This is a genomic window from Arthrobacter sp. FW306-06-A, from assembly GCF_021870055.1.
Taxonomy (GTDB): domain Bacteria; phylum Actinomycetota; class Actinomycetes; order Actinomycetales; family Micrococcaceae; genus Arthrobacter.
In genome coordinates, this window is the sequence record NZ_CP084552.1 from 2,315,617 (window position 1) to 2,340,195 (window position 24,579).

Sequence of the window (24,579 nt, forward strand, 5' to 3'; positions counted from 1 at the left end):
AGGCTTGGGCTTGTGAAATCCTGGACTTCCCGCCCCGTTCCTGCCCTGCCCGGAAACATGCCCGCGATTCGTTTGTTCGACACTGCGGCAGGCCGCGAAGTGGCACTTGAGCAGGAGGCCAGGCCCTCCATGTACGTCTGCGGCATCACCCCCTACGACGCGACCCACATGGGACATGCAGCCAGCTACGTTGCCTTTGACCTGCTCAACCGCGCCTGGCGCGACGCCGGCAGCGAGGTTTCCTATGTGCAGAACGTGACTGATGTGGACGATCCCCTGCTTGAACGTGCTACCGCCACCGGCGTCGACTGGCGTGACCTCGCCGCAGAGCAGGTGGAGCTCTTCCAGACCGACATGGAGGCGCTGAACGTCCTGGCACCCGACCACTACGTTGGCGCCGTGGAATCCATCGGCCTGATCGTCCCCGAGGTGGAGCGGCTGGTCAGCATGGGACTGGCCTACCAGGTGGCAGGCACCAACGGGGAACCTGACGGCGATGTCTATTACGACGTCGAAGCCGCCGGAAAGCAGTCGACGGCACCTGACGGCTGGGTACTGGGATGCATTTCCCACCTTGGCGAGAGCGCCATGCTGGAGCTTTTTGCCGAGCGCGGCGGCGATCCCGGAAGGGCCGGGAAGCGGCAGGCGCTTGACCCGCTGCTCTGGCGGGTGGAACGGCCGGGCGAACCCAGTTGGCCGGGTGGAAGCCTGGGCGCCGGAAGGCCCGGCTGGCACATCGAATGCACCGTCATCGCCCAGAAGTACCTGCCGTCGCCCTTCACGGTGCAGGGCGGTGGCTCGGACCTGATCTTCCCGCATCACGAGATGGGCGCCGGCCACGCGTACTCCCTCGCGTGGGTGCCCCTTGCCCGGCATTACGCCCATGCAGGCATGGTGGGGCTCGACGGCGAAAAGATGAGCAAGTCCAAGGGCAACCTGGTGCTGGTCTCCAAGCTCCGCGCTGCCGGTGAGGACCCGGCTGCAATTCGCCTGGCCATCCTGGCGCACCATTACCGCTCCGACTGGTCATGGACGGACGAAGGCTTCGCGGCCGCCAAGGCTGACCTGGCGGCGTGGCGGACTGCACTGGACCACGCCCCCGAAGGATCAGGAAAGGCGCTCCTCGCCGAAATACGTGAAGCGCTGGCGGGAGACCTCAATGCCCCGGCGGCGGTTGCCGCCATCTCGCGCTGGGCACGGTCCGCGAACGACGGCGGTGCTGCCGCCAGCCCTGCTGACAGCATCCTGGTGAAAGATGCGGTGGACGCCCTGCTGGGCATCCGGCTGTAGTACTCCAGTTTGCAGGAACACAAGTGAGGGGCGTGGGCGGAATTCTTCCGCCCACGCCCCTCACCTGTTAATACTCAGGGCCGGTCCTGGCCCCGCCGCTTCAGGTACCGTTCGAATTCCCTGGCGATGGATTCGCCGCTGGCCTCCGGGAGGTCTGCGGTGTCCTTGGCTTCCTCCAGCTGCCGGACGTAGGCAGCAATTTCGGGATCCTCGGTAGCCAGTTCGTCCACGCCGCGTTCCCAGGCGTCAGCTTCCTCCGCCAGCTCATGGGTATCCAGGGGCACCTGCAGCAGCTCCTCGATGCGGTGCAGGAGGGCGAGCTGCGCCTTGGGGGAGGGAGCCTGGGCCACGTAGTGCGGCACGGCAGCCCACAACGACACGGCAGGGATACCAGCCAGGAGCGCCACCTCGGACAGGACGCCCACGATGCCCACGGGGCCTTCGTACTGGGAGGCCTCCAGGTTCATCCGCTCCCTGAGCGGTGCGTCGTCGGAGGACGTGCTCACTGGGATAGGACGGCTGTGCGGGACGTCCGCCAGCAGCGCTCCAACCAGCACCACGTAGTCCACATTCAGCGCCTCCGCATGGGCCAGCAGTTCTGCAGTGTAGGCGCGCCACTTATAGGACGGTTCCGTGCCCTGGACGAAGATGACGTCCACGTTGGAGTTGGGCGCGGTGGCTTTGTAGATGCGGGTTGAAGGCCACTTGATCTTGCGTTCCCCGGCCGCGTTCCTGCGGACGGTGGGGCGCGTGAACTGGAAGTCGTAATACTCATCGGCATCGATGGATGCCACCTTCTTGCCGCCCCACAACTTGTTCAGGTAACGCAGCGAATCGCTGGCCGCTTCTCCGGCGTCGTTCCACCCTTCAAAGGCGGCAAGCATCACCGTTACGCGCTGTCCGTCAGCCACTGGCTGCAGGAACCGTTCCCGCTCGGGTCCGGCACCCTGTTCGGCGGTGTCTCCCTCGAAGCTATTCATTTCTTCACCCTACGTCCAAGGTGCAGGGTCGCGCATGGATTGAAGCGCCGCAAATCCCCGGGAACCAGTGCAAACAGCACCGGCCCTGCGTCATATTCGCCAAGGGCGTAGCCCACAGCCGCCGCCCAGCCATCCCCCGTAGACTGGCGTCATGCGATTTCCTGCCTCCGGTTCACCGCTCAAAGCCGTCCTGTGGGACATGGACGGCACCATCGTGGACACCGAGCCATACTGGATCGCGGCGGAACATGCACTGGTGGAGGCACACGGTGGAACGTGGAGCCATGACCAGGCAATGCAGCTGGTTGGCCAGTCACTGACCTTTTCCGCGGGCCTGCTCCAACAGGCCGGCGTCGAGCTCGAAATCCGCGAAATCATCGACACCCTCACCGGACAGGTCATCAACAGCGTGCGGCAGCAGGTGCCGTGGCGCCCCGGCGCCCGTGAACTCCTTGAAGAACTGCACCTGGCCGGCGTTCGCTGCGCCCTGGTCACCATGTCGGAGGGACCGTTGGCCCGCGAGGTGGTGGCCAGCCTTCCCCGGCCGTACTTCGAAGTGCTGGTCACCGGCGATATCGTGAGCCAGGGCAAGCCGCACCCGGAGGCATATCTGACGGCCGTGGAACGGCTGCAGGAGAGCGATCCCGATCTTGGAATCCACCACTGCGTAGCCCTTGAGGACTCCGTGCCCGGCGTGGCCGCGGCCGTGGCCTCCGGAGTCGCCACTGTGGCCGTGCCCCACATTGTGCCGCTGCCGGACCACGACAGCTACGCACTCTGGGACACCCTCGCCGGCCGGGGGCTGGCTGAGCTGGAAGCCCTGCTTCAGCGGGCGGACGCACCCGCGGCTTCAACGGGTGATGCACGTGGCTGACCCGGGCGGCCCCGGCCAAGGCACCAACCCGGCACGCCGCGAAGGCATCCCGCTGGGGCGGATCGCCGGCGTCCCCGTTGTCCTTGCCTACTCGTGGTTCGTGATCGCGGCCTTCACCGTGATCGTCTACGGGCCTGTGTTGGCCAGGAACAACCCGACGCTGGGCACGAGTGCCTATATCGTGGCGTTCGCGTACGCCGTCCTGCTCCTGATCTCAGTGCTCGTCCACGAACTCGCCCATGCCCTGACAGCAAAAATCTACGGCTGGCCTACGCAAAAGATCGTGCTTAACCTTTGGGGCGGCCACACCCAGTTCGAAAGCTTCACATCGTCTCCGGGCCGGTCCGTGCTCGTGGCGCTGGCGGGCCCGGCTGCCAACTTCGTCCTGGCGGGCGGGGCCTGGCTGCTGCTCGGCACCGACAGCCTTGGAAGCGTCGCGGAAATTCTGACGAACATCTTCATGTGGGCGAACTTCCTGATTGGCGTCTTCAACGTCCTGCCGGGCCTGCCACTGGACGGCGGCAGGCTGGTCGAGTCCATCGTCTGGAAGGCCACCGGCAGCCAGGCGAAAGGAACTGTTGCAGCCGGGTGGGGCGGGCGCATCATCGTCCTGGCCATTGCGTACTGGTTCCTCCTTCGCCCGTACCTCGCCGGAGATAGTCCGGACTTCAGCCTCCTCATGATCACTATCCTGGTGGGCGGGTTCCTCTGGATGGGAGCGTCAGCGTCCATCCAGCAAGGCACGCTGCGCGGCCGGCTCCCGCTGGTCAGTGCCGCGGCATTGTCGACGCCCGCCACCGGAATGCCTGCCACCGGCACCGTACGGGATGCCATCCGCCTGGGGGCAGCAGGAACAAAGTCTGTCGTGGTCTGCGGACCGGATGGCCGGCCCCAGGGCGTAGTTGACCCCGGCGCGGTGGCATCAGTGCCGGCTGCTGCCGCCGATACCACCCCCATCACCGCCGTTTCATTTCCATTGGCTGCAGGCGCCTACGTCCCTGAATGGTCCAAAGGGCAGGAGCTGATCCAGTTCCTTTCGCAGCTTGAGGGACGCCACTATGCAGTGGTGGACCACAACGGCATGGTCACTGGGCTAATGACCCAGGAGGCAGTCCTCGCGGCCATTACCGGCAAGCGCCCGCGCAACGATAGGCACCCGCAGGGCCAGAACCGGTAGAGTTACCTGCCGGTCGTGCATTGCCGCCGATAGAGCCACAACGTCCCAACGGACCGCCGGTTGCGGCACAACAGGTTTACAGGAGCGAGGAAATATCATGAGCAGCGAAACTGCCGTCAACGACGCCAACGGAGCAGCCCAAGCCGGTGCTGCCGCCAGCGGCTCGCAGCCGGTGGGAGCTGCCCGTCGCCGCGGCCCCTTCCGTGAAGGCGAACGTGTCCAGCTCACCGATGAGCGGGGCCGCATGAACACCATCACCCTGGAACGCGGCGGCGCATTCCACACCCACCGCGGGTTCCTCAACCATGACGAAATCATTGGCAAGGTCGACGGCTCCGTGGTGGTCAACAATGTCGGCCAGCAGTACCAGACCCTCCGCCCCCTGCTCTCCGACTTCGTCCTCTCCATGCCGCGCGGCGCCGCCGTCGTCTATCCCAAGGACGCCGGCCAGATCGTCACCATGGCGGACATCTTCCCGGGCGCACGTGTAGTGGAAGCCGGCGTCGGCTCCGGCGCCCTCTCCATCTCCCTGCTCCGCGCCGTGGGCGATAACGGCTACCTGCACTCCTTCGAACGGCGCCAGGAATTCGCGGACATCGCCCGCGGAAACGTGGAGACGATCTTTGGCGGCCCGCACCCCGCCTGGCAGATCTCCCTGGGTGATTTCCAGGAGGAAGTGGTCAAAGCCGAGGAACCCGGCTCCGTGGACCGCGTTGTCCTGGACATGCTCGCGCCTTGGGAATGCCTCGACGCCGTTGCCACCGTCCTCGCGCCCGGCGGCGTGTGGATCAACTACGTTGCCACCGTCACCCAGCTCTCCCGCACCGCGGAAGCCATCCGGGCGGACGGCCGGTTCACCGAACCCGACGCGTGGGAGTCGATGGTCCGAGGCTGGCACCTGGAAGGTCTCGCCGTCCGTCCCGACCACCGAATGGTGGCCCACACCGGATTCCTGCTGGTCACGCGGCGGCTCGCCGACGGCGTCACCGGCATTTCAGTCAAGCGCCGCCCGTCCAAGACCGACTTCAACGAAGAGGACGTCAACGCCTGGACTCCGGGGGCCGTGGGGGAGCGCGCTGTATCGGACAAGAAGCTCCGGCGCGCCGCCCGTGACGCCATCGCGGGGACCAACGTGGTGGACGGGCCAGAGGTCACGAACTAGTCCACATTTCGGGAGTCTCCATCCCTACCCGGCAATCTGGGACTAATGTCTTAAGAGAAGCGCAGGAAGGGGCTGATACATCATGGAGACACCAAACACGGACTCCGGACGTACTCCGGCAGAGCAGTCTGCCGCCAACGACCTCTCGGTTGCTGACCGCCAGGTCAACATACTTCGGGACAAGCTCAGGCATATCGACCGCCAGCTGGCAGCAGCCACGCAGAACAACTCCAAGCTGGTCAGCATGCTTGAGACTGCCAAGGCAGAGATCCTGCGGTTGAAAAACGCCCTGGACCAGGAAGGGCAGCCGCCATACAGCTTCGGCACCATCCTCCAAATAAATCCGAAGCGGCAGCCTGCTCCGGGCAACAGCGGCCAGGCCGCCACTGAAGAGTCGGTGGACATCTTCAACGCCGGGCGGAAAATGCGGGTGGGCATCAGCCCGCTGGTGAACATCAACCAGCTCGCGGTAGGGCAGGAAGTGCTCCTGAACGAGGCACTCCTGATCGTGGCGGGACTGGGCTACGAACGCGCCGGTGAACTTGCCACGCTGAAGGAAATGCTGGGACGCGACCGGGCCCTGGTGGTGGGCCGTGCGGACGAGGAACGCGTCGTCCGGCTTTCCGGTGCCCTCCTCTCCGAGAAACTCCGGGTTGGCGACGCCCTGTCCGTCGATTCCCGGACCGGCTACGCCTTGGAGAAAGTACCCCGCTCCGAGGTGGAGAACCTGGTCCTTGAGGAAGTTCCGGACATCACCTACGAAGACATCGGCGGCCTCGGCCCGCAGATCGAACAGATCCGCGACGCCGTCGAACTGCCGTTCCTGCACCCGGACCTCTACCGGGAACATGGCCTGAAGGCTCCCAAGGGCATCCTCCTCTACGGTCCTCCGGGCTGCGGCAAGACCCTGATCGCCAAGGCCGTTGCCAACTCGCTCGCCGCCCGCGCAGCGGAGCGTTCCGGAAACGTTGACTTGAAGAGCTATTTCCTCAACATCAAGGGGCCTGAGCTCCTGGACAAGTACGTGGGTGAAACAGAGCGGCACATCCGCCTCATCTTCTCCCGCGCCCGGGAGAAGGCCTCGGACGGCAGCCCCGTCGTGGTGTTCTTTGACGAGATGGACTCACTGTTCCGCACCCGCGGCACCGGCATCTCGTCCGACGTCGAGACCACCATCGTGCCGCAGCTCCTCAGCGAGATCGACGGCGTGGAGCGCCTCGACAATGTCATCGTCATTGGCGCGTCCAATCGCGAGGACATGATCGACCCCGCAATCCTGCGGCCCGGACGTCTGGACGTCAAGGTCAAGATCCAGCGGCCCGACGCAGAAGCTGCTGCAGACATTTTCAACAAATACATCACCACGGACCTGCCGTTCCACGAATCCGACCTGGCCGAACACAACGGGGACATCCAGGCCACCGTTGATGCCATGGTCCAGCGAACGGTGGAGGCGATGTACTCCACGGACAAGTCCAACGAGTTCCTGGAGGTCACCTACGCCAATGGTGACACCGAAATGTTGTACTTCAAGGACTTCAACTCCGGGGCCGTGGTCCAGAACGTGGTGGACCGGGCCAAGAAGTACGCCATCAAGGACCTGCTGACCACGCACCAGAAGGGCCTCCGGATCGAGCACCTGCTGCGCGCCGTGGTGGATGAGTTCCGTGAACACGAAGACATGCCCAACACCACCAATCCGGATGACTGGGCCCGGATTTCCGGGAAGAAGGGCGAACGGATCACCTATATCCGCACCATCGTCCAAGGGAAAGCCGGCCAGGAGCCGGGCAAGTCCATCGAGACCATGCCGACCACAGGACAGTATCTATGACGGGTGCACACGGCTCCGCCGGCGGGGAAGGCCTCCCCGCCGGCGGGGCCATGCGCGTCATGGGAGCGGAAACCGAATACGGCATCCATGCCCCATCCGCGCCATCCGCCAACGCCACCATGATGAGTGCCAGGGTGGTGCAGGCCTACGCCCAGGTGACCCGGCAACGCGCTGCGGGCGGAGCGGAAACGCGCTGGGACTACACCGACGAAGAGCCGCTGCACGATGCCCGCGGCTGGACAGTGGACAGGGGCGCCGCACATCCCACCCAGCTGACCGACCAGCCCCCGGTGCTCGACGCGGAGGCGGTGGCCCTGGCCTACGGCCGCGAGGAACTTGAACTGGACGGCCAGGACGAATCCGGCACCCTGCTGATGAACATGGTCCTGGGCAACGGGGCCCGGCTGTACGTCGACCACGCGCACCCTGAGTACTCCAGCCCCGAAGTCACCAACCCGCGCGACGCCGTGGCCTGGGACGCCGCAGGTGACCTGGTGGGATTGACTGCCGTCCGCAGGCTGGCCGCGGACCCGGCCCTGCCGCCGGTCAATCTGTACAAGAACAACACTGACAACAAGTCCGTGTCCTACGGTTCGCACGAGAACTACCTCATGCCAAGGTCGGTACCGTTCGGGGACATCGTGCGGGGGCTGACACCGTTCTTCGTGAGCCGGCAGGTGGTCTGTGGGGCCGGCCGGCTGGGACTCGGCCAGGACAGCTCGATTCCCGGCTTCCAAATCAGCCAGCGGGCGGACTTTTTCGAAGCCGAAGTGGGGCTCGAAACCACCATCCGCAGGCCCATCATCAATACCAGGGACGAGCCCCACTCCACAGCGGACAAGTACCGGCGCCTGCACGTGATCGTCGGGGACGCCAACCTCAGCCAGGTGTCCAATTACCTCAAGTTCGGCACCACGGCGATGGTCCTCAGCCTCATTGAAGCGGGGCTTGCGCCCAAAATCGAGGTCTATGAACCCGTCGCAGCCCTCAAGACCGTCAGCCACGACACTTCGCTGACCGCAAAGCTGCGCCTACTCGACGGAAGGCGCGTCACGGCCCTGGACCTCCAGTGGATGTACCACGAGGCTGCGGCCAAACTCGCGCAGGACACCGGTGTGGGTGACGCCGTGGACGGTGACGGACATACCCACGAGGTCCTGGAGCGGTGGGCGTCCGTTCTTACCCAGCTTGACAGCGACAGGGCCGCTGCCGCCACCTCTGTTGAGTGGCTGGCCAAACTCTCCCTGCTGGACGGCTACCGCCAGCGCGACGGACTGGAATGGAGCGACGCGCGGCTGGGTCTGGTGGATCTCCAATGGGCGGACATCAGGCCCGAGAAAGGCCTTTACTACCGCCTGCTGTCCAGGAACCGGATGCAGCGGCTGGTGGATGATGCCACCATCGCCGCGGCAGTAGCGGAGCCGCCGGCCGACACCCGGGCCTACTTCCGGGGGAAGTGCATCAGCAGCTTCGGCAAGGACGTAGTGGGGGCAAGCTGGGACTCTGTCATCTTCGACGTGCCCGGTTATGGAAGGCTTCAGCGGGTGCCCACCCGTGAGCCCCTGAGGGGAACCAAAGCCCTGACTGGAGCGTTATTCGAGCGCTATCGGGAAGCGGGCCCATTCCTCGGGGAGCTGCTGGGACACAGCAGCACTCCTCCTGCGGGCTAAACCGCGCCGGAACGTCCGTCCCGTGGCAGGATGGGCATATCGGAGGATCCGCCGGATCCACCGAAGGAAGAAGGAGGGAAACCAATGGCAGGCCAGGAGCAGCAACAGCCCCAATCACGCGACAGCCAGGTCGACGAAGACATCCCCGAGGCGCCCCCGGCACCGCCTGAGGCGCAGGCCTCGGCCTCAACCGAAGGCGTTGACGACCTGCTCGACGAGATCGACGGTGTCCTGGAATCCAACGCCGAGGAGTTTGTCCGGGCGTTCGTCCAAAAGGGCGGCCAGTAACCCGGACCCGGAAGGTGGCGGAAGCCGCGGAAGGCCGGGATCTGTACCAACGTTGAAGTACCACGTTCAAGGAGTGATGAGTGCAGGAATCAACCGCCGACCAGGTAGCCGCAAACGCCACCTCGTCCTTTACGGAGCACCTTCTACGGGACCGGCCCGAGCTATTGCCCTTTAGCCGGTCCCTCCAAGGTGGTGCGTCCGCGGCTGTCCCGGTGCAGGTCCCACACGCCACCACCATCGTTGCCATGAGCTACGGCGGCGGTGTCCTGATGGCCGGGGACAGGCGGGCCACCATGGGAAACGTCATCGCCAGCAGGCACATCGAGAAGGTTTTTCCCGCAGACCACTTCTCGGTCCTGGGCATCGCCGGAACGGCGGGCATCGCGATTGACCTGACCCGGCTCTTCCAGGTTGAACTCGAACACTACGAAAAAATTGAAGGAACCCAGCTGAGCCTTGAGGGCAAGGCCAACCGGCTGGGGGCCATGATCAGGGGCAACCTTCCGCTCGCCCTGCAGGGATTGGCGGTAGTGCCCCTCTTCGCAGGTTTCGACACCACCGCCGGTGTCGGCCGGCTGTTTTCCTACGACGTCACCGGCGGCAGGTATGAGGAACACGAACACCACACCGTCGGGTCCGGTTCCGTCTTCGCCCGCGGCGCCCTGAAAAAGCTCTGGCGCCCCAACCTCACCGCAGCCGAGGCACTTTCCGTTGCCGTGGAGTCCCTGTATGACGCCGCCGACGACGACTCCGCCACGGGCGGACCCGATACAGTCCGGCAGCTGTGGCCCGTGGTCTACACGGTGGACAGGACGGGCGCCCGCCGGGTGCCGGAGCCTGAACTTGCGGCTGCCTCCCGCGGCGTGATTGAATCACGCACCATCGCCGGACGGGAGGCCTGAGATGACCCAGCAGTTCTATGTCTCGCCCGAACAGCTGATGAAGGACCGCGCGGATTTTGCGCGGAAAGGCATCGCCCGGGGCCGCTCCGTTGTGGTCATCAGCTGCGCCGACGGCATTGCACTAGTCGCCGAGAATCCCTCGCCGTCCCTCCACAAGATCGGCGAGATCTATGACAAGATCGCGTTCGCCGCGGTGGGCAAATACAACGAATTCGAAAGCCTCAGGCAGGCCGGCGTGCGCTACGCCGACGTCCGGGGATACTCGTACGACCGCGAGGATGTAACCGCCCGTGGCCTGGCGAGCGTGTATGCGCAAAGCCTGGGCGCCGTCTTCACCGCTGAACAGAAGCCTTTCGAGGTGGAACTTGCCGTCGCGGAGGTGGGCCCTACGCAGGCCGAAGACCACCTGTACCGGCTGACGTTTGATGGGTCCATTGCCGACGAGCACAGCTTCGTCGTGATGGGCGGCCAGGCCGAGAAGGTGTCGTCGGCAATTGATGCAGGCTGGCAGGCCTCGATGGGCTTCGCTGACGCAGTGCGGCTGGCACTGAAGGGGCTGACGCCTGTCCAGGAGGGGGAGCAGCCGGGAGCGCCACTGCCGCCCAGCGCCCTCGAGGTGGCCGTGCTGGACAGGCTTTCCGACAGCACCCGCGGCACCCGGCGCGCCTTCCGCAGGCTTAATGACGCGGACATCACAGCACTGCTGGCCTAGGAGGACCACATGGACAAGAGAATCTTCGGCATCGAAACCGAGTTCGGGATCTCTTACTCGAGCCCGGACTCCAGGCCTCTTGCTCCCGAGGAGGTGGCCCGGTACCTCTTCCGCAAGGTGGTCAGCTGGGGGCGTTCGTCGAACGTGTTCCTTACCAACGGTTCCCGGCTGTACCTCGATGTGGGGTCCCATCCCGAGTACGCCACGGCAGAATGCGACGACCTTGCCCAGCTGATCGCCCATGACCGTGCCGGTGAACTGATCCTTGACGACCTGGTGGACGAGGCCCAGGCGCGTCTGGCTGCTGAAGGGTTCAATGGCACCGTGTACCTGTTCAAGAACAACACGGACTCCGCCGGCAACTCCTACGGCAGCCACGAGAACTACCTCATTCCGCGGCGCGGCGAGTTTTCCCGTCTGGCCGAGATCCTGATTCCGTTCCTCGTCACCCGCCAGCTCATCGCCGGGGCCGGCAAGATCCTGAAGACTCCCCACGGGGCCACCTACGCCTTTTCCCAGCGCGCCGACCACATCTGGGAGGGCGTCTCCTCCGCCACCACCCGGTCCCGCCCCATTATCAACACCAGGGACGAGCCGCACGCAGATGCCGAGTTCTACCGGCGGCTGCACGTCATCGTCGGTGACTCCAACATGTCCGAGGCGACGGCACTGATGAAGATCGGCACCGTGGACCTGGTTCTTCGGATGATCGAGGCGGGCGTGATCATGCGCGACATGCGGATGGAAAACCCCATCCGCAGCATCCGGGAAATCTCCCACGACCTCAGCGGCCGCGCCCTGGTCCGCCTGGCCAACGGCCGCCAGCTCACAGCCCTTGAGATCCAGCAGGAATACCTGACCAAGGTCACGGCCTTCGTGAAGGAGCACGGCGCCCACAACCAGCACGTTCCGGTGATCCTGGATCTGTGGGAACGCACGCTGAACGCCATCGAATCGGGTGATACCAGGGGCATCGATACGGAAATCGACTGGGCCATCAAGAAGAAGCTAATGGACAATTACCGCGAACGGCACGGGCTTGGTTTGGAGGCTCCCCGGATCGCCCAACTCGACCTGACGTACCATGACATCTCCCGCAGCCGTGGACTCTTCTACCTGCTCCAGTCCCGTGGCGCGGTGCGCCGGATCGTTGACGATACGGTGATTAAGAGTGCCGTGGACGCACCCCCGCAAACCACCCGGGCCAAGCTCCGGGGGGACTTTGTCCGCCGGGCACAGGAACTCGGGCGCGACTACACGGTTGACTGGGTGCACCTGAAGCTGAACGACCGCGCCCACCAGACAATCCTGTGCAAGGATCCCTTCCGCAGCGTCGATGAGCGCGTGGATACGCTGCTCGACTCCATGGGTTGATCGGCTCCGGGCGGACGCCCAGCTTCAGGGTCTATTCTGGATAGGGTCCTTTTAACGGGACCTCCACGGCACTGTCCGCCGCCATGCGGATTGTCGTATCCACCCTGCCCCGACGAAAGTTATCCTACGTGCGCCGACTACTAGCAATCCTCCTCCCCGGCCTGCTGCTCCTGACCGCCTGCGGAGGTACAGCCTCCCAGCCCGAACCAAGCAGCCAGTCCGCCGGGGAGACTGCAAAGTTCGACTCCATCAAGCTGACCGACAACGGAGACAAGAAGGCCCCGGGGGTTGAGTTCGACAAGCCTCTGACCGTCACCCAGCCCACCATCAAAGTCGTTTCCGAAGGCAGCGGCGCCACCGTGAAGGCCAACCAGATCGCCAAAATCTCCGTCCTGGCCTTGAACGGCACGGATGGGTCCCAGCTGGAGGATACATTCCCCAACGAGCCTGAAAACCTGGAGCTGAACGATGAGCTCAAGACCAACAGCGCCGTCATCTATAACGCTTTCGTCGGCGCGAAGGTGGGGTCAAGCCTTGCCCTGGCCGTCCCCGGCAAGCAGAGTGCACCGTCGGCAAGTGCCGGCCCGTCCGACAGCGCCAGTCCCGGCGCAAGCCCCAGCGCAGCTTCCGATCCCACTCAGCTGCTGATCATCAAGGTTCTTTCCGCCTCAGACCCCACTCCTGTCCTGGACAAGCCCCAGGGTGAAACGGTGTCGCCCCAGGCCGGGCTGCCCACGGTGACCGAAAAGGACGGCGTACCGGAAATCAATGTAGCCGGAGCACCGGCCCCCACTTCCCTTGTGTCGCAGGACCTGATCAAGGGAACCGGCGCCACGGTCAAGGAAACCGACACACTGACCGTGAACTACGTCGGCGTCAACCTCAGCGACGGCACCAAGTTCGATTCCAGTTTCGACCGCGGACAGCCGGCCACCTTCCCGCTCTCAGGCGTCATCAAGGGCTGGACCCAGGGCCTTACCGGTAAAACCGTAGGCTCCCGCGTCCTGCTGGTCATCCCCAAGGATCTGGCCTACGGTGACGCCGGCCAGGGCCAGGCGAAGGGTGACCTGGTGTTCGTAGTGGACATCCTCGGGGTCAAGTAGCAAGACTTACAGGAACGCCGCGTTCTTCGCGGCAACGATCAGCACTCACGCATAGGAGCAAGCATGTCGTTTGGACAGCGGGAATTCGACCGCCAGAAGCCCGAGATCGACTTCCCGGAAGGTGATGTTCCCACGGAACTCGTCATCACCGACCTCATCGAGGGTGACGGCCGCGAAGCCAAGGCAGGGGATACCGTCTCCACCCACTACGTCGGCGTTGCCTGGTCCACGGGCGAGGAATTCGACGCCTCATGGGGGCGCGGTGCACCGCTGGACTTCCGCGTCGGCGTCGGCCAGGTCATCCAGGGTTGGGACCAGGGCCTGCTGGGCATGAAGGTGGGCGGCCGCCGTCGCCTGGAGATCCCGTCAGAGCTGGCTTACGGCTCCCGTGGCGCCGGTGGGGCCATCGCACCCAACGAAGCCCTGATCTTCGTCGTGGACCTCGTCGGGGTCCGCTGACCCAACCCAGGGATGCCGCCAGGGGCGCGGCTGGACGGAGGACAACCCTCCATCCAGCCGCGCTTTCTGCTTTCCCCGGGGGAGTTTAGTAACGTAACGAACGTGTCCCTAACCCGCACTGAACGACTCCTCAACCTGCTGATCGCGCTCCTCAACACCCGCTACGGGCTCCACCGCAGCGAGCTGCGCGACAAGGTTTACCACGACACCTCCGGCAATGACGTCGCATTCGGGCGCATGTTTGAGCGGGACAAGAATGACCTGCGCGCGATGGGCTTTGATGTTGAGACACTGACGGACCTGGGTTGGAGCGAGGACGATCCCGCTACCACGCGGTACCGGATCGGCAAGGAATCCAACCGGCTCCCTGATGTCGAGCTTGGGCCCGAGGAGTGGACCGTCCTCCTCCTGGCCTCCCAGCTCTGGGAGCGTGCCGCGCTGGGGACGGCAGCCCAAAGTGCACTGCGGAAGCTGCAGGCATCCGGGCAGCTGGCAGAGGTGGAGCTGCCCGCGGGGGTCCAGCCGCGGATCAAACCGGCGGGCCAGGCGTTCGATGACATCGTGGCAGCCATGCACGCCAAGCATCCGGTGGCCTTCACCTACCTGGCAGGCAGTACCGGCAAGGAGGAGGAACGGATCGTTGAGCCATGGGGCCTGGGCAGCCGCTTTGGCCAGTGGTACCTCATGGGTTACGACCGGGCCCGGAAGGCCGCGCGGCAGTTCCGGCTTTCCCGCCTCACCAGCGCCGTGACCACCCTCCCACGAGAGCAGTACGAACCGCCCGCCGACTTCAACATCCGCGCGGAGCTGGAACGCCTGCCTGAACTGCCGCTCCGCACCGCCGTCGTGCATGTCCGGAAAGGGCACCTGCTGGCCCTTCGCCGCCGGGCGGTCCAGGAGGCTGCACCGCAGGCGTCCGGCCGGCCCCGTGAGGGCTATGACCAGCTGGTCCTGGAGTACCGCGACCCGGAAGTCCTGGCCGAGGAGCTGGCGTCCTACGGGCCGGACGCCCTGGCAGTGGAACCCGCCGTGCTCGTCGAGGCCGTACGCCGTCGGCTGCAGGCCGCGGCAGACTTCAGTGCCGCACCTGTCCCCGCCTACTCCTTCACCGATACCCGTGCACGGACTGCCCGGAAAGGGACCTCGGAGGACCAGCTCAAGCGGATGCTGCAACTGGTGCCGTTCCTGGTCCACAACCAAGGCCTCCACATCCAGGACGTCGCCCGCCACTTCGGCGTCACCCGCGAAGAGCTCGAGGCGGATCTCCGGATCCTCATTTGCTCCGGATTGCCCGAGGGCTATCCGGACGACCTGCTGGACATCCAGTGGGAAGACGACCACGTCTTCATCACCCAGGACCTCGACCTGAAAAAGCCCGTCCGGTTTACCGTGGAGGAGGCCTGCGCCCTGCTGACCGGGCTGGAGACACTCAATGGCCTGCCGGACCTGCCCGGTGGCGGGGCCCTGGAATCGGTCACCCTGAAGCTTCTGGCAGCCGCAGGGGAGGAAGGACTCCGCGCTGCCTCCATCGCCGGACCGCAGGTTGCTCCCGAGGACGCCGAAACGCACGCCATAGTCCGCCACGCCATCGAGTCCCGTTCCCAGCTCCACCTCACGTACTTGTCACCGCAACGGGACGCCGTGACGGAACGCGACGTTGACCCGCTCCGGCTGTACTCCCTTGACAACACCTGGTACCTCGAAGCCTGGTGCCACCTGGTGGACGGGCTGCGGAACTTCCGCCTGGACCGGGTAGAGGATGTGCACCCCAACGGGGCGCCCGCCAGCAAGGCGGGAGAACGGGAGAGCGGCGTCCCGGCCAAGCTGTTCACCCCGAACGACGACGACACAATCGTCACGGTCCAGCTCACCCGGCAGGGGAGGGGGCTGGCCGAGGACTATTACGCGGAGCGGACAGCCGAGCTTCCCGACGGCGGCCTGGTGGCAGAGATCCGGTTTGGAAGCACGGCTTGGCTGCCGATGTTCGTGGCCCAACATGGTGGCGCGGTCCGCATCCTGGCACCCGCTGAGGTAGCCGACGCGGCGCGGGACTGGCTGGCGGCAGCCCTGCACACTTACGCCGGATAGACTCTTCACCATGCCTTGGTGGTCCTGGATTCTTATATGGGTGGCGCTCGTCGCCGTAGCCCTGCTTTTCTATGTCCTGCTGGGCATCCGTCTGTTCCGGCAGTTCATGGCCATCATGAAGGACCTCAGCGCCGCAGGCGGCAAGTTGGGGCATATGGGCCCCCTTGAGGTCCCGGACGAAACCGGTGATCCGTCACGCACCGTGCCGGGCTCTGCCGTTTTTGCCTCACCCGCTGTCATGCGACATGATTACGAGGCATCCAAACTGGCACGGCGCGAAGAACGCCGGCGCAGGCGAGTGCAGCGCAAAAAGGACCGGGGCCAGCCGCAGGCGCTCGGCGATCTCGACTTCACATAGAAGTAGGATGTAGTTAGAGGAAAGGATTTCCCGTGGGAAGACTCTTTGATGGCCCCTGGCCAATCGTAATCATCATCATTGTTGCTTTGCTTCTCTTCGCCGCCCCCAAGCTTCCGGCCATGGCCCGAAGCCTGGGCCAGTCCATGCGGATCATCAAGTCCGAGGTCAAGGAAATGAAGAACGACGGCAAAGCCGACTCCACCACCGATGCCTCAGGTCCGGTGGAAGGCACCATCGTGAACCACCCCAAGGCGAAGCCCGGTGAGCCGACTGACGGCACTGACGTTCCGCCGTCGACCCGCGCCTGACCTCCCGTGGCACTGTCGCGGGCCCGTAAAGCCAATCCCGAGGGGCGGATGTCCCTTTGGGAACACCTCAAGGAGCTGAAGAACCGGCTGATTAAGTCGGCAATCGGCGTCGTCATTGGCGGCATTGGGGGCTGGATACTTTACGATCCGCTGCTGAAGGCCCTCGCGGAGCCGGTAAACCGTATTTCGAATGAGACCGGCGGCCTTGCTGCCATCAACTTCGGAACCATCGCGTCGCCCTTTGACTTCAAGCTGCAGATGTCGCTCCTTATTGGGGCTGTCATCTCCAGCCCCATCTGGATTTACCAGCTCTGGGCGTTCATCACGCCCGGGCTGACATCCAAGGAGCGGCGCTACACCCTGGGCTACATGGCCGCGGCCATCCCGCTGTTCCTCGCCGGAATCTGGGTAGGCTGGCTCGTGGTTCCCCAGGTGGTCCACGCGCTGACCCAGTTCACCCCTGAAGGTTCCTCCAGCGTCATCGATGCCAGGACCTACATCGAATTCGTCACCCGCATGGTGCTGATGCTGGGCCTGGCCTTCCTGGTGCCCGTGGTGCTGGTCGGCGTCAACATGGCGGGCATCGTGTCCGGCCACACCATCCTCAAAGCGTGGCGCATCACGGTGTTCCTGGTCTTTGTCCTGGCTGCGATCGCCGCGCCGGGTGCGGATGCGATATCGATGTTCATGCTCGCCGTCCCGCTGCTGGCGCTGTTCTTCGCAGCAATCGGCATCTGCATCATGAATGACAAGCGACGCGACCGCCGCCAGGCCCGGCAGGTCGAGGAGACCGAAGCCACCGCAGATATCGCCACCCCAAGCAGCGAACTCAAGAAGCTCTAGGGTGCCGTTAGGCTTGGGGTATGTCCTCCACCACCGGACCCTTCTCCACCGGCCCCGTCGATCCTGAAGAACTGTCTCCCGCCGAGCGCTACCGCGCAAGCGCCGAACGCAGGGCCTACGCCGCCACACCCCTGGGAGCCTTCAGCGGGACCCTGGATTTTGAGCTGGATGACTTCCAAAAGCAGGCGTGCCGTTCCCTGCAGGAGGGCAGGGGAGTCCTGGTGGCTGCCCCCACCGGTGCCGGCAAGACCATCGTGGGGGAGTTCGCCATCTACCTCGCCTTGCAGCGCGGGCTGAAGGCGTTCTACACCACGCCCATCAAGGCCCTCAGCAACCAGAAGTTCAGCGAACTCACCGAAAAGTACGGCGCCGACAACGTGGGCCTCCTGACCGGTGACACCAGCATCAACGGTGATGCCCAGGTGGTGGTCATGACCACAGAAGTCCTGCGGAACATGCTCTACGCTGAGTCGGCGACGCTGGACGACCTTGGCTACGTGGTCATGGATGAAGTCCACTACCTTGCCGACCGGTTCCGCGGTGCAGTCTGGGAGGAAGTCATCATCCACCTGCCCACCGAGGTGCAGGTCGCTTCGCTCAGTGCCACGGTCTCGAATGCCGAGGAATTCGGCGCCTGGCTGGACACCGTCCGCGGTGACACCGACATCATCGTTTCCGAACACCGGCCGGTACCGCTGTGGCAGCACGTCATGGTGGGCCGGCAAATCATGGACCTGTTCGCCGGGGAAACCACCTTTGACGAGATCGCCCCGCCCGTTGAGGAGGATGAGGACCGGCAAGCGGCCAAGCCCGGAAAATCTCCGGACAACGCCACGGGGCGCGGCTTCGACGTCAACCCGGACCTGCTGACAGTGGCGCAGAGCGAAACCCAGCAGAGTTTCCGAAGCCGCCCCGGGCCCGGGGGCCGCGGGCAGCGCGGCCGGCGCGGAAACGACCGCTTGGGCCGGGGCGGAGAGCCCAGGGGAGTGCGTCCGGCCAGCCGCCCGCAGGTCATCGCGAGCCTGGACCGGATGGACCTGCTGCCCGCCATCACCTTCATCTTTTCCCGCGCCGGCTGCGAGGCAGCAGTGGCGCAGTGTGTCGGTTCCGGACTGTGGCTCACCACCGAAAGGGAGCAGCGGATCATCGCCCAGCGGGTCGATGAGGCCGGGCAGGACATCCCGCCGGACGACCTCGACGTCCTGGGCTTCTGGACCTGGCGGGACGGCCTGGTCCGCGGTTTTGCCGCCCACCACGCAGGCATGCTGCCCACCTTCAAGGAGGTAGTGGAGAAGCTCTTCGCCGACGGGCTGGTGAAGGCTGTCTTCGCCACGGAAACCCTTGCCCTGGGCGTCAACATGCCCGCCCGTTCCGTGGTGCTGGAAAAGCTGGACAAGTTCAACGGCGAAGCCCACGTGGACATCACGGCAGGTGAATACACCCAGCTGACCGGACGGGCGGGCCGCCGCGGGATCGACATTGAGGGCCACGCGGTGGTGCTCTGGCAGCCAGGAACGGACCCGACGGCAGTGGCGGGCCTGGCGTCCCGGCGCACCTATCCGCTGAACTCCAGTTTCCGGCCCACCTACAACATGAGCATCAATCTCCTGGCACAGTTTGGCCGGTCCCGTGCCCGTGAAATCCTGGAATCCTCCTTTGCCCAGTTCCAGGCCGACCGCTCCGTGGTGGGCCTGGCCAGGCAGGTACGCAGCCGCGAGGAATCCCTAGCAGGCTACGCCAAGTCCATGACCTGCCACCTGGGCGACTTCACGGAGTATGCCCGGCTGCGCAGGGAACTATCCGACGCCGAGAGTGCCACCTCCCGAACCAAGTCACGGGTCCAGAAGTCACTCAGTGGCGACTCCCTTGCCCGTCTCCTGCCGGGGGACGTGGTCAATGTTCCCGGCGGACGCGCCCCTGGGCCCGCCGTCGTACTCAGCTCCGACCACGGAAGCCGCGAACCGCGGCCTGCCGTGCTCACACTGGACAACCAGCTGCGACGGATCGGTACGGACGACCTGGAAGGTCCCATCGCCCCGGTGACCCGCATCCGGATCCCGAAGTCCTTCAATGCAAAGGTGCCCAAGTCACGGCGCGATCTTGCGTCCTCCGTCCGGAACGCGCTGCGGGAAAACCGGCCGCCCGCTCCCGGCCAGAACCGCAACCACGATTTCGGCCGTGGCGCCGCCTTTCCCAACCAGGAGAAGCGCATCGCGGCCCTGCGCCGGGCCTTGAAGGCACACCCCTGCCATGGATGCAGCGAACGGGAAGACCACGCGCGGTGGTCGGAGCGCTGGTGGAAGCTACGGCGCGAAACGGACGGCCTGGTCCGCCAGATCCAGGGCCGCACCAACACCATCGCTAAAACCTTTGACCGGGTGTGCGACGTCCTGTCCGCCTATGGATATCTGGAGGACGCCGGCGATGGCCGCTTGAACATCAGCGCGGACGGCCAGCGGCTGCGCCGAATCTACGGCGAGAAGGACCTGCTGATCTCACAGTCGCTGCGGCTGGGCGCGTTCGATGACCTGGACGCCGCAGAAGTTGCTGCCCTGGCCAGCGTGTTGGTCTACCAGGCCAAACGCGAAGACCGGGGCCTGCGGCCGCGCATGCCCAGTGTCTCCCTGGAAACCTCTGTGGACATCGTGGTCAGGGAATGGTCCGTCCTTGAAGACGTGGAAGAGGAGAACAAGCTTCCGCTGACGGGCGAGCCTGAACTGGGCCTGGTCTGGCCTCTCTACAAGTGGGCCCGCGGCCGCCACCTGCAGGATGTCCTGAGCGGCACGGACCTTGCGGCCGGCGACTTTGTCCGCTGGGTCAAACAGGTGGTGGACCTCCTGGACCAGCTGGCAAAAATTCCCGGCCTTGATCCGCGGCTGGCACGGCTTTGCGCCGAAGCCATCAACCTCATCCGCCGCGGCGTCGTGGCGTACTCGTCCGTTCTCTAGTCCCGCTTTCACCCCTGCCGGCCGCTGCCGGCCTGCCCATACCCAGGAGTCCTTTCCGCCATGCCCAACCCTGAAGCCACGTCCCGTCCCACCCCGGTGCTGTACCGGAACGGGTCCGTCTACACCGCGGCGGACCCCTTCGCTACGGCCATGCTGGTGGACGGCGACACCGTTGCCTGGGTCGGTTCAGAGCAGGCGGCATCATCCATTGCCGACAGTTCCATGGAGGTCATCGACCTCCGCGGCGCCCTGGTGGCCCCCGGATTCGTCGATTCCCACATGCACCTGACCGAAACCGGCATTGCCCTGGAGTCACTGCAGCTGGGGTCCGTAGCCTCTGCCCGCGCTCTGCTGGACGCAGTTGCCGCCGCCGGCGGTGACGGGCCCGTGCTCGGCCACGGTTGGGACGAGACCACCTGGGCGGACTCCACCCTGCCCAGCGCCGAGGAACTGGACCGCGCAGCGGACGGTCGTCCGGTGTACCTCTCGCGGGTGGACGTGCATTCGGCGTTGGTTTCGACGTCGCTGGCACGGTCAGCGGACCTGCGCGGCAAGGACGGGTACGACGGCGGAGCCCGGGTAACGCGGGTGGCACACGAAGCGGCACGACTGGCAACGCGCCAGCTGCCACAGGAGTCATTGAAGCGGCACCAGGAGCGTGCCCTGATGGAGGCGGCGGCCAACGGTTACGTTGCCGTGGCAGAGATGGGGGCGCCGCATATTGGCGGCGCCGATGATCTCAAGCTTGCTGCCGCTTGGAACGGTGGTGCGGACGGCGGCGCGCAGTTTCCCGAAGTATTGCCGTATTGGGGCGAGCTGGTTTCGTCCGAGGAGCAGGCCCGCGTTCTCGTTGGGCAGTTCGAAGGACGCATCCGCGGCCTTGCCGGCGACCTCAACATTGACGGTTCACTGGGTTCCCGCACTGCCGCGCTGCGGGCGGGCTACAGCGATGCTGCCCAGGAGCGCGGCGCGCTGTACCTCAGCGTGGACCAGGCGGCAGCCCACCTTGCCGCGTGTTCCCTCGCCGGGATCCAGGGCGGGTTCCACGTGATCGGGGATGCCGGGCTTGACGCTGCCCTGGAAGCGCTGGACCTGGCGGCCAGGGAAGTGGGGGAGCAGCGGGTGCGTGCAGCTAGCCACCGGTTTGAGCATGTGGAGATGGCTGATGCGGCTGCCGTGGCCAAGCTGGCCCACTACTCCGTGACGGTCAGCGCCCAGCCGGCCTTCGATGCAGCCTGGGGCGGCCCAGGCGGACTTTACGAGAGGCGGGTGGGGGAGCGCAGCCGGTCCATGAATCCGTTCGCCGCCTTCTACTCCGCAGGGGTCCCCGTTTGCTTTGGCAGTGACAGTCCCGTCACCCCCCTCCGTCCGTGGGTCAGCGTGCGCGCTTGCGTGGAACATCACAACAGCGCAGAGCGAATTTCCGCACGGGCAGCGTTCCTGGGTCATACCCGCGCCGGCTGGAGGGCTGCCCGGCACGCAAACCCCATGGCTGGGCAGCTGGTTCCCGGAGCTCCTGCCAGTTTTGCCGTCTGGGAGGTGGAGGAACTGATGGTCCAGGTGGCCGACGGACGGGTGCAGTCATGGAGTACAGATCCGCGCGCCCGGACCCCCCTGCTGCCGGCCCTGGACACGGGCTCGGACCCGGTATGCCTGCAGACCGTCAAAAACGGCGCCGAACTGTTCGCCAGCCCGGCACTGCGTTCCTGACCCGGGAACCGTCCGCCCTATAATGGGGAGTTGCGCCCGGCGCCGGCAAGGCCGGTATCAGGTGCACCGACCACTTCCACCAGGAAAGGCCCTTTGTGCGCGTCCTTACGATCATTCCCACCTACAACGAACTGGAATCGCTGCCCAAGACGCTCCAGCGCCTTCGGAAGGCTGTTCCGGCGTCGGACGTGTTGGTGGTTGATGACAACAGCCCTGACGGCACCGGGCAACTTGCCGACGGCTTCGCCGCCGAGGATTCCCAGGTCCATGTCCTGCACCGCAAAGGCAAGGAAGGCCTGGGCGCGGCCTACATTGCCGGCTTCAAGTGGGGGCTGGAGGCCGGGTACGACGTCCTGGTTGAAATGGACGCAGACGGTTCCCACCAGCCCGAACAGCTTCCCCAACTGATTGAAGCGGTGGACCAGGGCGCAGACCTGGCCATGGGCTCGCGCTGGGTTCCCGGCGGCAGCGTGGTGAACTGGCCCCTGTATCGCCAGGCGATCTCGCGGGTGGGCAGCACCTATGCCCGCCTGATGCTCGGCCTGCCGATCAAGGATGTGACCGGAGGCTTCCGGGCATTCCGCAGGACGACCCTGGAGAAGCTCAACCTGGACCAGGTGGACTCGGTGGGCTATGGCTTCCAGGTGGACCTGGCCTGGCGCGTGGCGAAGCTGGGCCTGCGCATCGAGGAACGCCCCATCACCTTCGTTGAACGCGAGCTGGGTGCATCGAAAATGAGCGGCAACATCGTCGTCGAAGCCATGATCAATGTCACCAGGTGGGGTTTGGCTGCCCGATGGAACACCCTGGCAGGCAAGCTGAAGAACAAGCAGGCCTGATTCTGCTGGCGGGCTAAACCCCTGCAGGGGACGGAATACGCTAAAAAAAGGGGGCGGCCCCGCACCAAAGTGCGGGGCCGCCCCCTTTTTTTTGCGGCTGGCCTTAGGCCGAGCGGCGCTCTCCGCGGCGTTCGCGAAGGATGGTCAGGCGGTCCTCGAGGATCTGTTCGAGTTCAGGCAGGGAACGTCGTTCCAGCAGCATGTCCCAGTGGGTGCGCACTGCCTTGTCGTTGCTGGTGTCCGGCTTTTCGCCGTCAACCAGGAGCGCTTCCTTGCCGGTCTTGGAGACCCACACCGGAGGAATTTCCGCCTCGGAGGAGAACGTGACGAAGACCTGCTCGCCATCCGCGCAACGGTATTCAACCCGCTGGCGCGGAGCCGGCTCAACTCCGGACTCGGTCTCCATGCTCTGCGCACCAAGGCGCATGCCCCGCAGGCTGCGATCGCTCATGTTTTCTCCCTCTGGTCGGTTCGCGGATTAGATCTCCGCGCTAGCCGGTGGCGCCGTAGCACCGCCGGACTACTGTGTGCACTGTGCTGCATCATAGGATTCAACGCATTGCGAAGCTTGGTTGTTCCAGCCGGTATACTCCTGCCGGACAAATACCCAATTATACGGGTGTTAATCGGTCAGGACCAAAACAGGGAGGGTTCCGCGGTTCTGCCGCGGAACCCTCCCTGTTTCCCTGTCGTGTTAGGGCTGGCTCCGGTCGACAGGCGCTTGCTCGAAGAGCCCGGAAGCGGTGGCTTCCGCGTTGGCGCCGCCGATGGCGCTGCCGATGCCCTTCAATGCTTCCCCGACCTCGCTCGGGATGATCCAAAGTTTGTTGGCGGATCCCTCAGCCAGTTTGGGGAGCGTCTGGAGGTACTGGTAGGCCAGCAGTTTCTGGTCCGGGTTACCTTTGTGGATCGCGTCGAAGACCTTCTGGATTGCCTGCGACTCGCCGTCGGCGCGGAGGATTGCGGCCTTGGCCTCGCCTTCGGCTTTGAGGATCGCAGCCTGGCGCTGGCCCTCTGCCGTCAGAATGGCGGACTGCTTGGTTCCCTCCGCGGTGAGAATGGCGGCTCGACGGTCACGCTCCGCGCGCATCTGCTTCTCCATGGAATCCTGGATGGAGTGCGGCGGGTCGATGGCCTTCAGTTCCACCCGTGAGACGCGGATGCCCCAACGGCCGGTTGCTTCGTCCAGGACGCCGCGCAACTGCCCGTTGATCTGGTCGCGGGACGTGAGGGCTTCCTCAAGGTTGAGTCCGCCCACAACATTACGCAGCGTGGTGGTGGTGAGCTGTTCCACGGCCTGGATGTAATTGGCGATCTCATAGGTGGCAGCCCGGGGGTCCGTCACCTGGAAGTACACCACCGTATCGATGGAAACCACCAGGTTGTCTTCGGTGATGACCGGCTGCGGCGGGAAGGACACCACCTGTTCGCGCAGGTCCAGGAGCGGCAGGAGCCGGTCCACGAACGGAATCAGGATCGTCAATCCCGGGTTCAGCGTCCGCTGGTACTTGCCGAGCCGTTCAACGACGCCGGCGCGTGCCTGCGGAATGATCCGGACGGCCCGGACCAAAACTATGATGACAAAGACGATCAGAACCACCAGCACGATGGCCAGCGCGGTTCCGCCTGCGTTATTCATACAACTCCTTGTTCCCCAATT

The 24,579-nt window shown here is 65.0% G+C and carries 22 protein-coding genes; 19 read left to right on the forward strand and 3 right to left on the reverse strand.

Annotated elements, in window-relative coordinates; translation table 11 throughout:
• The first annotated feature begins 12 nt into the window (after positions 1-12).
• Positions 13-1,290, forward strand: a complete 1,278-nt coding sequence (gene mshC / locus LFT49_RS10635; protein WP_237428181.1) for a cysteine--1-D-myo-inosityl 2-amino-2-deoxy-alpha-D-glucopyranoside ligase — start codon at positions 13-15, stop codon at positions 1,288-1,290.
• A gap of 74 nt (positions 1,291-1,364) precedes the next feature.
• On the opposite strand, the gene LFT49_RS10640 is transcribed toward mshC, so the two are convergent.
• Complete coding sequence (locus LFT49_RS10640) at positions 1,365-2,270, reverse strand: PAC2 family protein (protein ID WP_236798377.1); 906 nt, start codon at positions 2,268-2,270, stop codon at positions 1,365-1,367.
• Positions 2,271-2,421: 151 nt separating this feature from the next.
• On the opposite strand from LFT49_RS10640, the gene LFT49_RS10645 reads away from it, so the two are divergent.
• The 18 genes from LFT49_RS10645 to LFT49_RS10730 all read left to right on the forward strand — a co-directional run bounded on the left by LFT49_RS10645 (position 2,422) and on the right by LFT49_RS10730 (position 22,919).
• On the forward strand, positions 2,422-3,144 hold the full coding sequence (locus tag LFT49_RS10645; protein WP_236798378.1) for an HAD family hydrolase: 723 nt from the start codon (positions 2,422-2,424) through the stop codon (positions 3,142-3,144).
• Entirely contained in the window at positions 3,131-4,321 is a 1,191-nt protein-coding gene (locus tag LFT49_RS10650; RefSeq protein ID WP_236802860.1) for a site-2 protease family protein, read from the forward strand. Before LFT49_RS10645 ends, LFT49_RS10650 begins: the two co-directional genes overlap by 14 nt.
• A 97-nt stretch (positions 4,322-4,418) precedes the next feature.
• Positions 4,419-5,483, forward strand: a complete 1,065-nt coding sequence (locus tag LFT49_RS10655; RefSeq protein WP_236798379.1) for a tRNA (adenine-N1)-methyltransferase — start codon at positions 4,419-4,421, stop codon at positions 5,481-5,483.
• Between the two features lie 82 nt (positions 5,484-5,565).
• Positions 5,566-7,317 (forward strand): proteasome ATPase, encoded by a 1,752-nt coding sequence (arc, locus tag LFT49_RS10660; protein ID WP_142133828.1) that lies wholly within the window; start codon positions 5,566-5,568, stop codon positions 7,315-7,317.
• Positions 7,314-8,987 carry a depupylase/deamidase Dop gene (gene dop / locus LFT49_RS10665; RefSeq protein ID WP_237428182.1) on the forward strand — a complete coding sequence of 558 codons (1,674 nt, stop codon included), beginning with the start codon at positions 7,314-7,316 and terminating at the stop codon, positions 8,985-8,987. The genes arc and dop overlap by 4 nt, the downstream gene beginning before the upstream one ends.
• 84 nt (positions 8,988-9,071) lie before the next feature.
• Positions 9,072-9,275, forward strand: coding sequence for a ubiquitin-like protein Pup (locus LFT49_RS10670; RefSeq protein ID WP_015937113.1), 204 nt, complete (start codon positions 9,072-9,074; stop codon positions 9,273-9,275).
• An 80-nt stretch (positions 9,276-9,355) separates the two neighbouring features.
• Positions 9,356-10,177 carry a proteasome subunit beta gene (prcB, locus tag LFT49_RS10675; protein ID WP_237428183.1) on the forward strand — a complete coding sequence of 274 codons (822 nt, stop codon included), beginning with the start codon at positions 9,356-9,358 and terminating at the stop codon, positions 10,175-10,177.
• A 1-nt stretch (position 10,178) separates the two neighbouring features.
• Positions 10,179-10,889: a proteasome subunit alpha gene (prcA, locus tag LFT49_RS10680; RefSeq protein ID WP_236798384.1), complete on the forward strand. Its 711-nt coding sequence runs from the start codon at positions 10,179-10,181 to the stop codon at positions 10,887-10,889.
• Positions 10,890-10,898: 9 nt separating this feature from the next.
• Positions 10,899-12,263 carry a Pup--protein ligase gene (pafA, locus tag LFT49_RS10685; protein WP_236819478.1) on the forward strand — a complete coding sequence of 455 codons (1,365 nt, stop codon included), beginning with the start codon at positions 10,899-10,901 and terminating at the stop codon, positions 12,261-12,263.
• 128 nt (positions 12,264-12,391) lie between these two features.
• Positions 12,392-13,366 (forward strand): FKBP-type peptidyl-prolyl cis-trans isomerase, encoded by a 975-nt coding sequence (locus LFT49_RS10690; protein ID WP_237428184.1) that lies wholly within the window; start codon positions 12,392-12,394, stop codon positions 13,364-13,366.
• 63 nt (positions 13,367-13,429) lie between these two features.
• Complete coding sequence (locus tag LFT49_RS10695) at positions 13,430-13,825, forward strand: FKBP-type peptidyl-prolyl cis-trans isomerase (RefSeq protein WP_066275847.1); 396 nt, start codon at positions 13,430-13,432, stop codon at positions 13,823-13,825.
• Positions 13,826-13,927: 102 nt separating this feature from the next.
• Positions 13,928-15,913 carry a helix-turn-helix transcriptional regulator gene (locus LFT49_RS10700; protein ID WP_237428185.1) on the forward strand — a complete coding sequence of 662 codons (1,986 nt, stop codon included), beginning with the start codon at positions 13,928-13,930 and terminating at the stop codon, positions 15,911-15,913.
• Positions 15,914-15,923: 10 nt separating this feature from the next.
• A complete protein-coding gene (locus tag LFT49_RS10705; protein ID WP_237428186.1) occupies positions 15,924-16,271 on the forward strand; it encodes a hypothetical protein in 348 nt (115 codons plus the stop codon).
• Positions 16,272-16,303: 32 nt separating this feature from the next.
• A complete protein-coding gene (tatA, locus tag LFT49_RS10710; RefSeq protein WP_142133819.1) occupies positions 16,304-16,579 on the forward strand; it encodes a Sec-independent protein translocase subunit TatA in 276 nt (91 codons plus the stop codon).
• A gap of 48 nt (positions 16,580-16,627) precedes the next feature.
• A complete protein-coding gene (gene tatC, locus LFT49_RS10715) occupies positions 16,628-17,422 on the forward strand; it encodes a twin-arginine translocase subunit TatC (RefSeq protein WP_236819487.1) in 795 nt (264 codons plus the stop codon).
• A gap of 20 nt (positions 17,423-17,442) precedes the next feature.
• Positions 17,443-20,370, forward strand: a complete 2,928-nt coding sequence (locus LFT49_RS10720) for a DEAD/DEAH box helicase (RefSeq protein WP_237428187.1) — start codon at positions 17,443-17,445, stop codon at positions 20,368-20,370.
• 60 nt (positions 20,371-20,430) lie between these two features.
• Positions 20,431-22,080 (forward strand): amidohydrolase, encoded by a 1,650-nt coding sequence (locus LFT49_RS10725; RefSeq protein WP_237428188.1) that lies wholly within the window; start codon positions 20,431-20,433, stop codon positions 22,078-22,080.
• A 95-nt stretch (positions 22,081-22,175) separates the two neighbouring features.
• On the forward strand, positions 22,176-22,919 hold the full coding sequence (locus tag LFT49_RS10730) for a polyprenol monophosphomannose synthase (RefSeq protein WP_236798392.1): 744 nt from the start codon (positions 22,176-22,178) through the stop codon (positions 22,917-22,919).
• Between the two features lie 103 nt (positions 22,920-23,022).
• Here the strand turns inward: LFT49_RS10730 and LFT49_RS10735 are convergent, their stop codons facing one another.
• Both LFT49_RS10735 and LFT49_RS10740 read right to left on the reverse strand, forming a co-directional pair.
• Positions 23,023-23,370, reverse strand: a complete 348-nt coding sequence (locus LFT49_RS10735; RefSeq protein WP_026266052.1) for an RNA polymerase-binding protein RbpA — start codon at positions 23,368-23,370, stop codon at positions 23,023-23,025.
• A gap of 243 nt (positions 23,371-23,613) precedes the next feature.
• Positions 23,614-24,558 carry an SPFH domain-containing protein gene (locus LFT49_RS10740; RefSeq protein WP_236798393.1) on the reverse strand — a complete coding sequence of 315 codons (945 nt, stop codon included), beginning with the start codon at positions 24,556-24,558 and terminating at the stop codon, positions 23,614-23,616.
• Between the last annotated feature and the right edge of the window lie 21 nt (positions 24,559-24,579).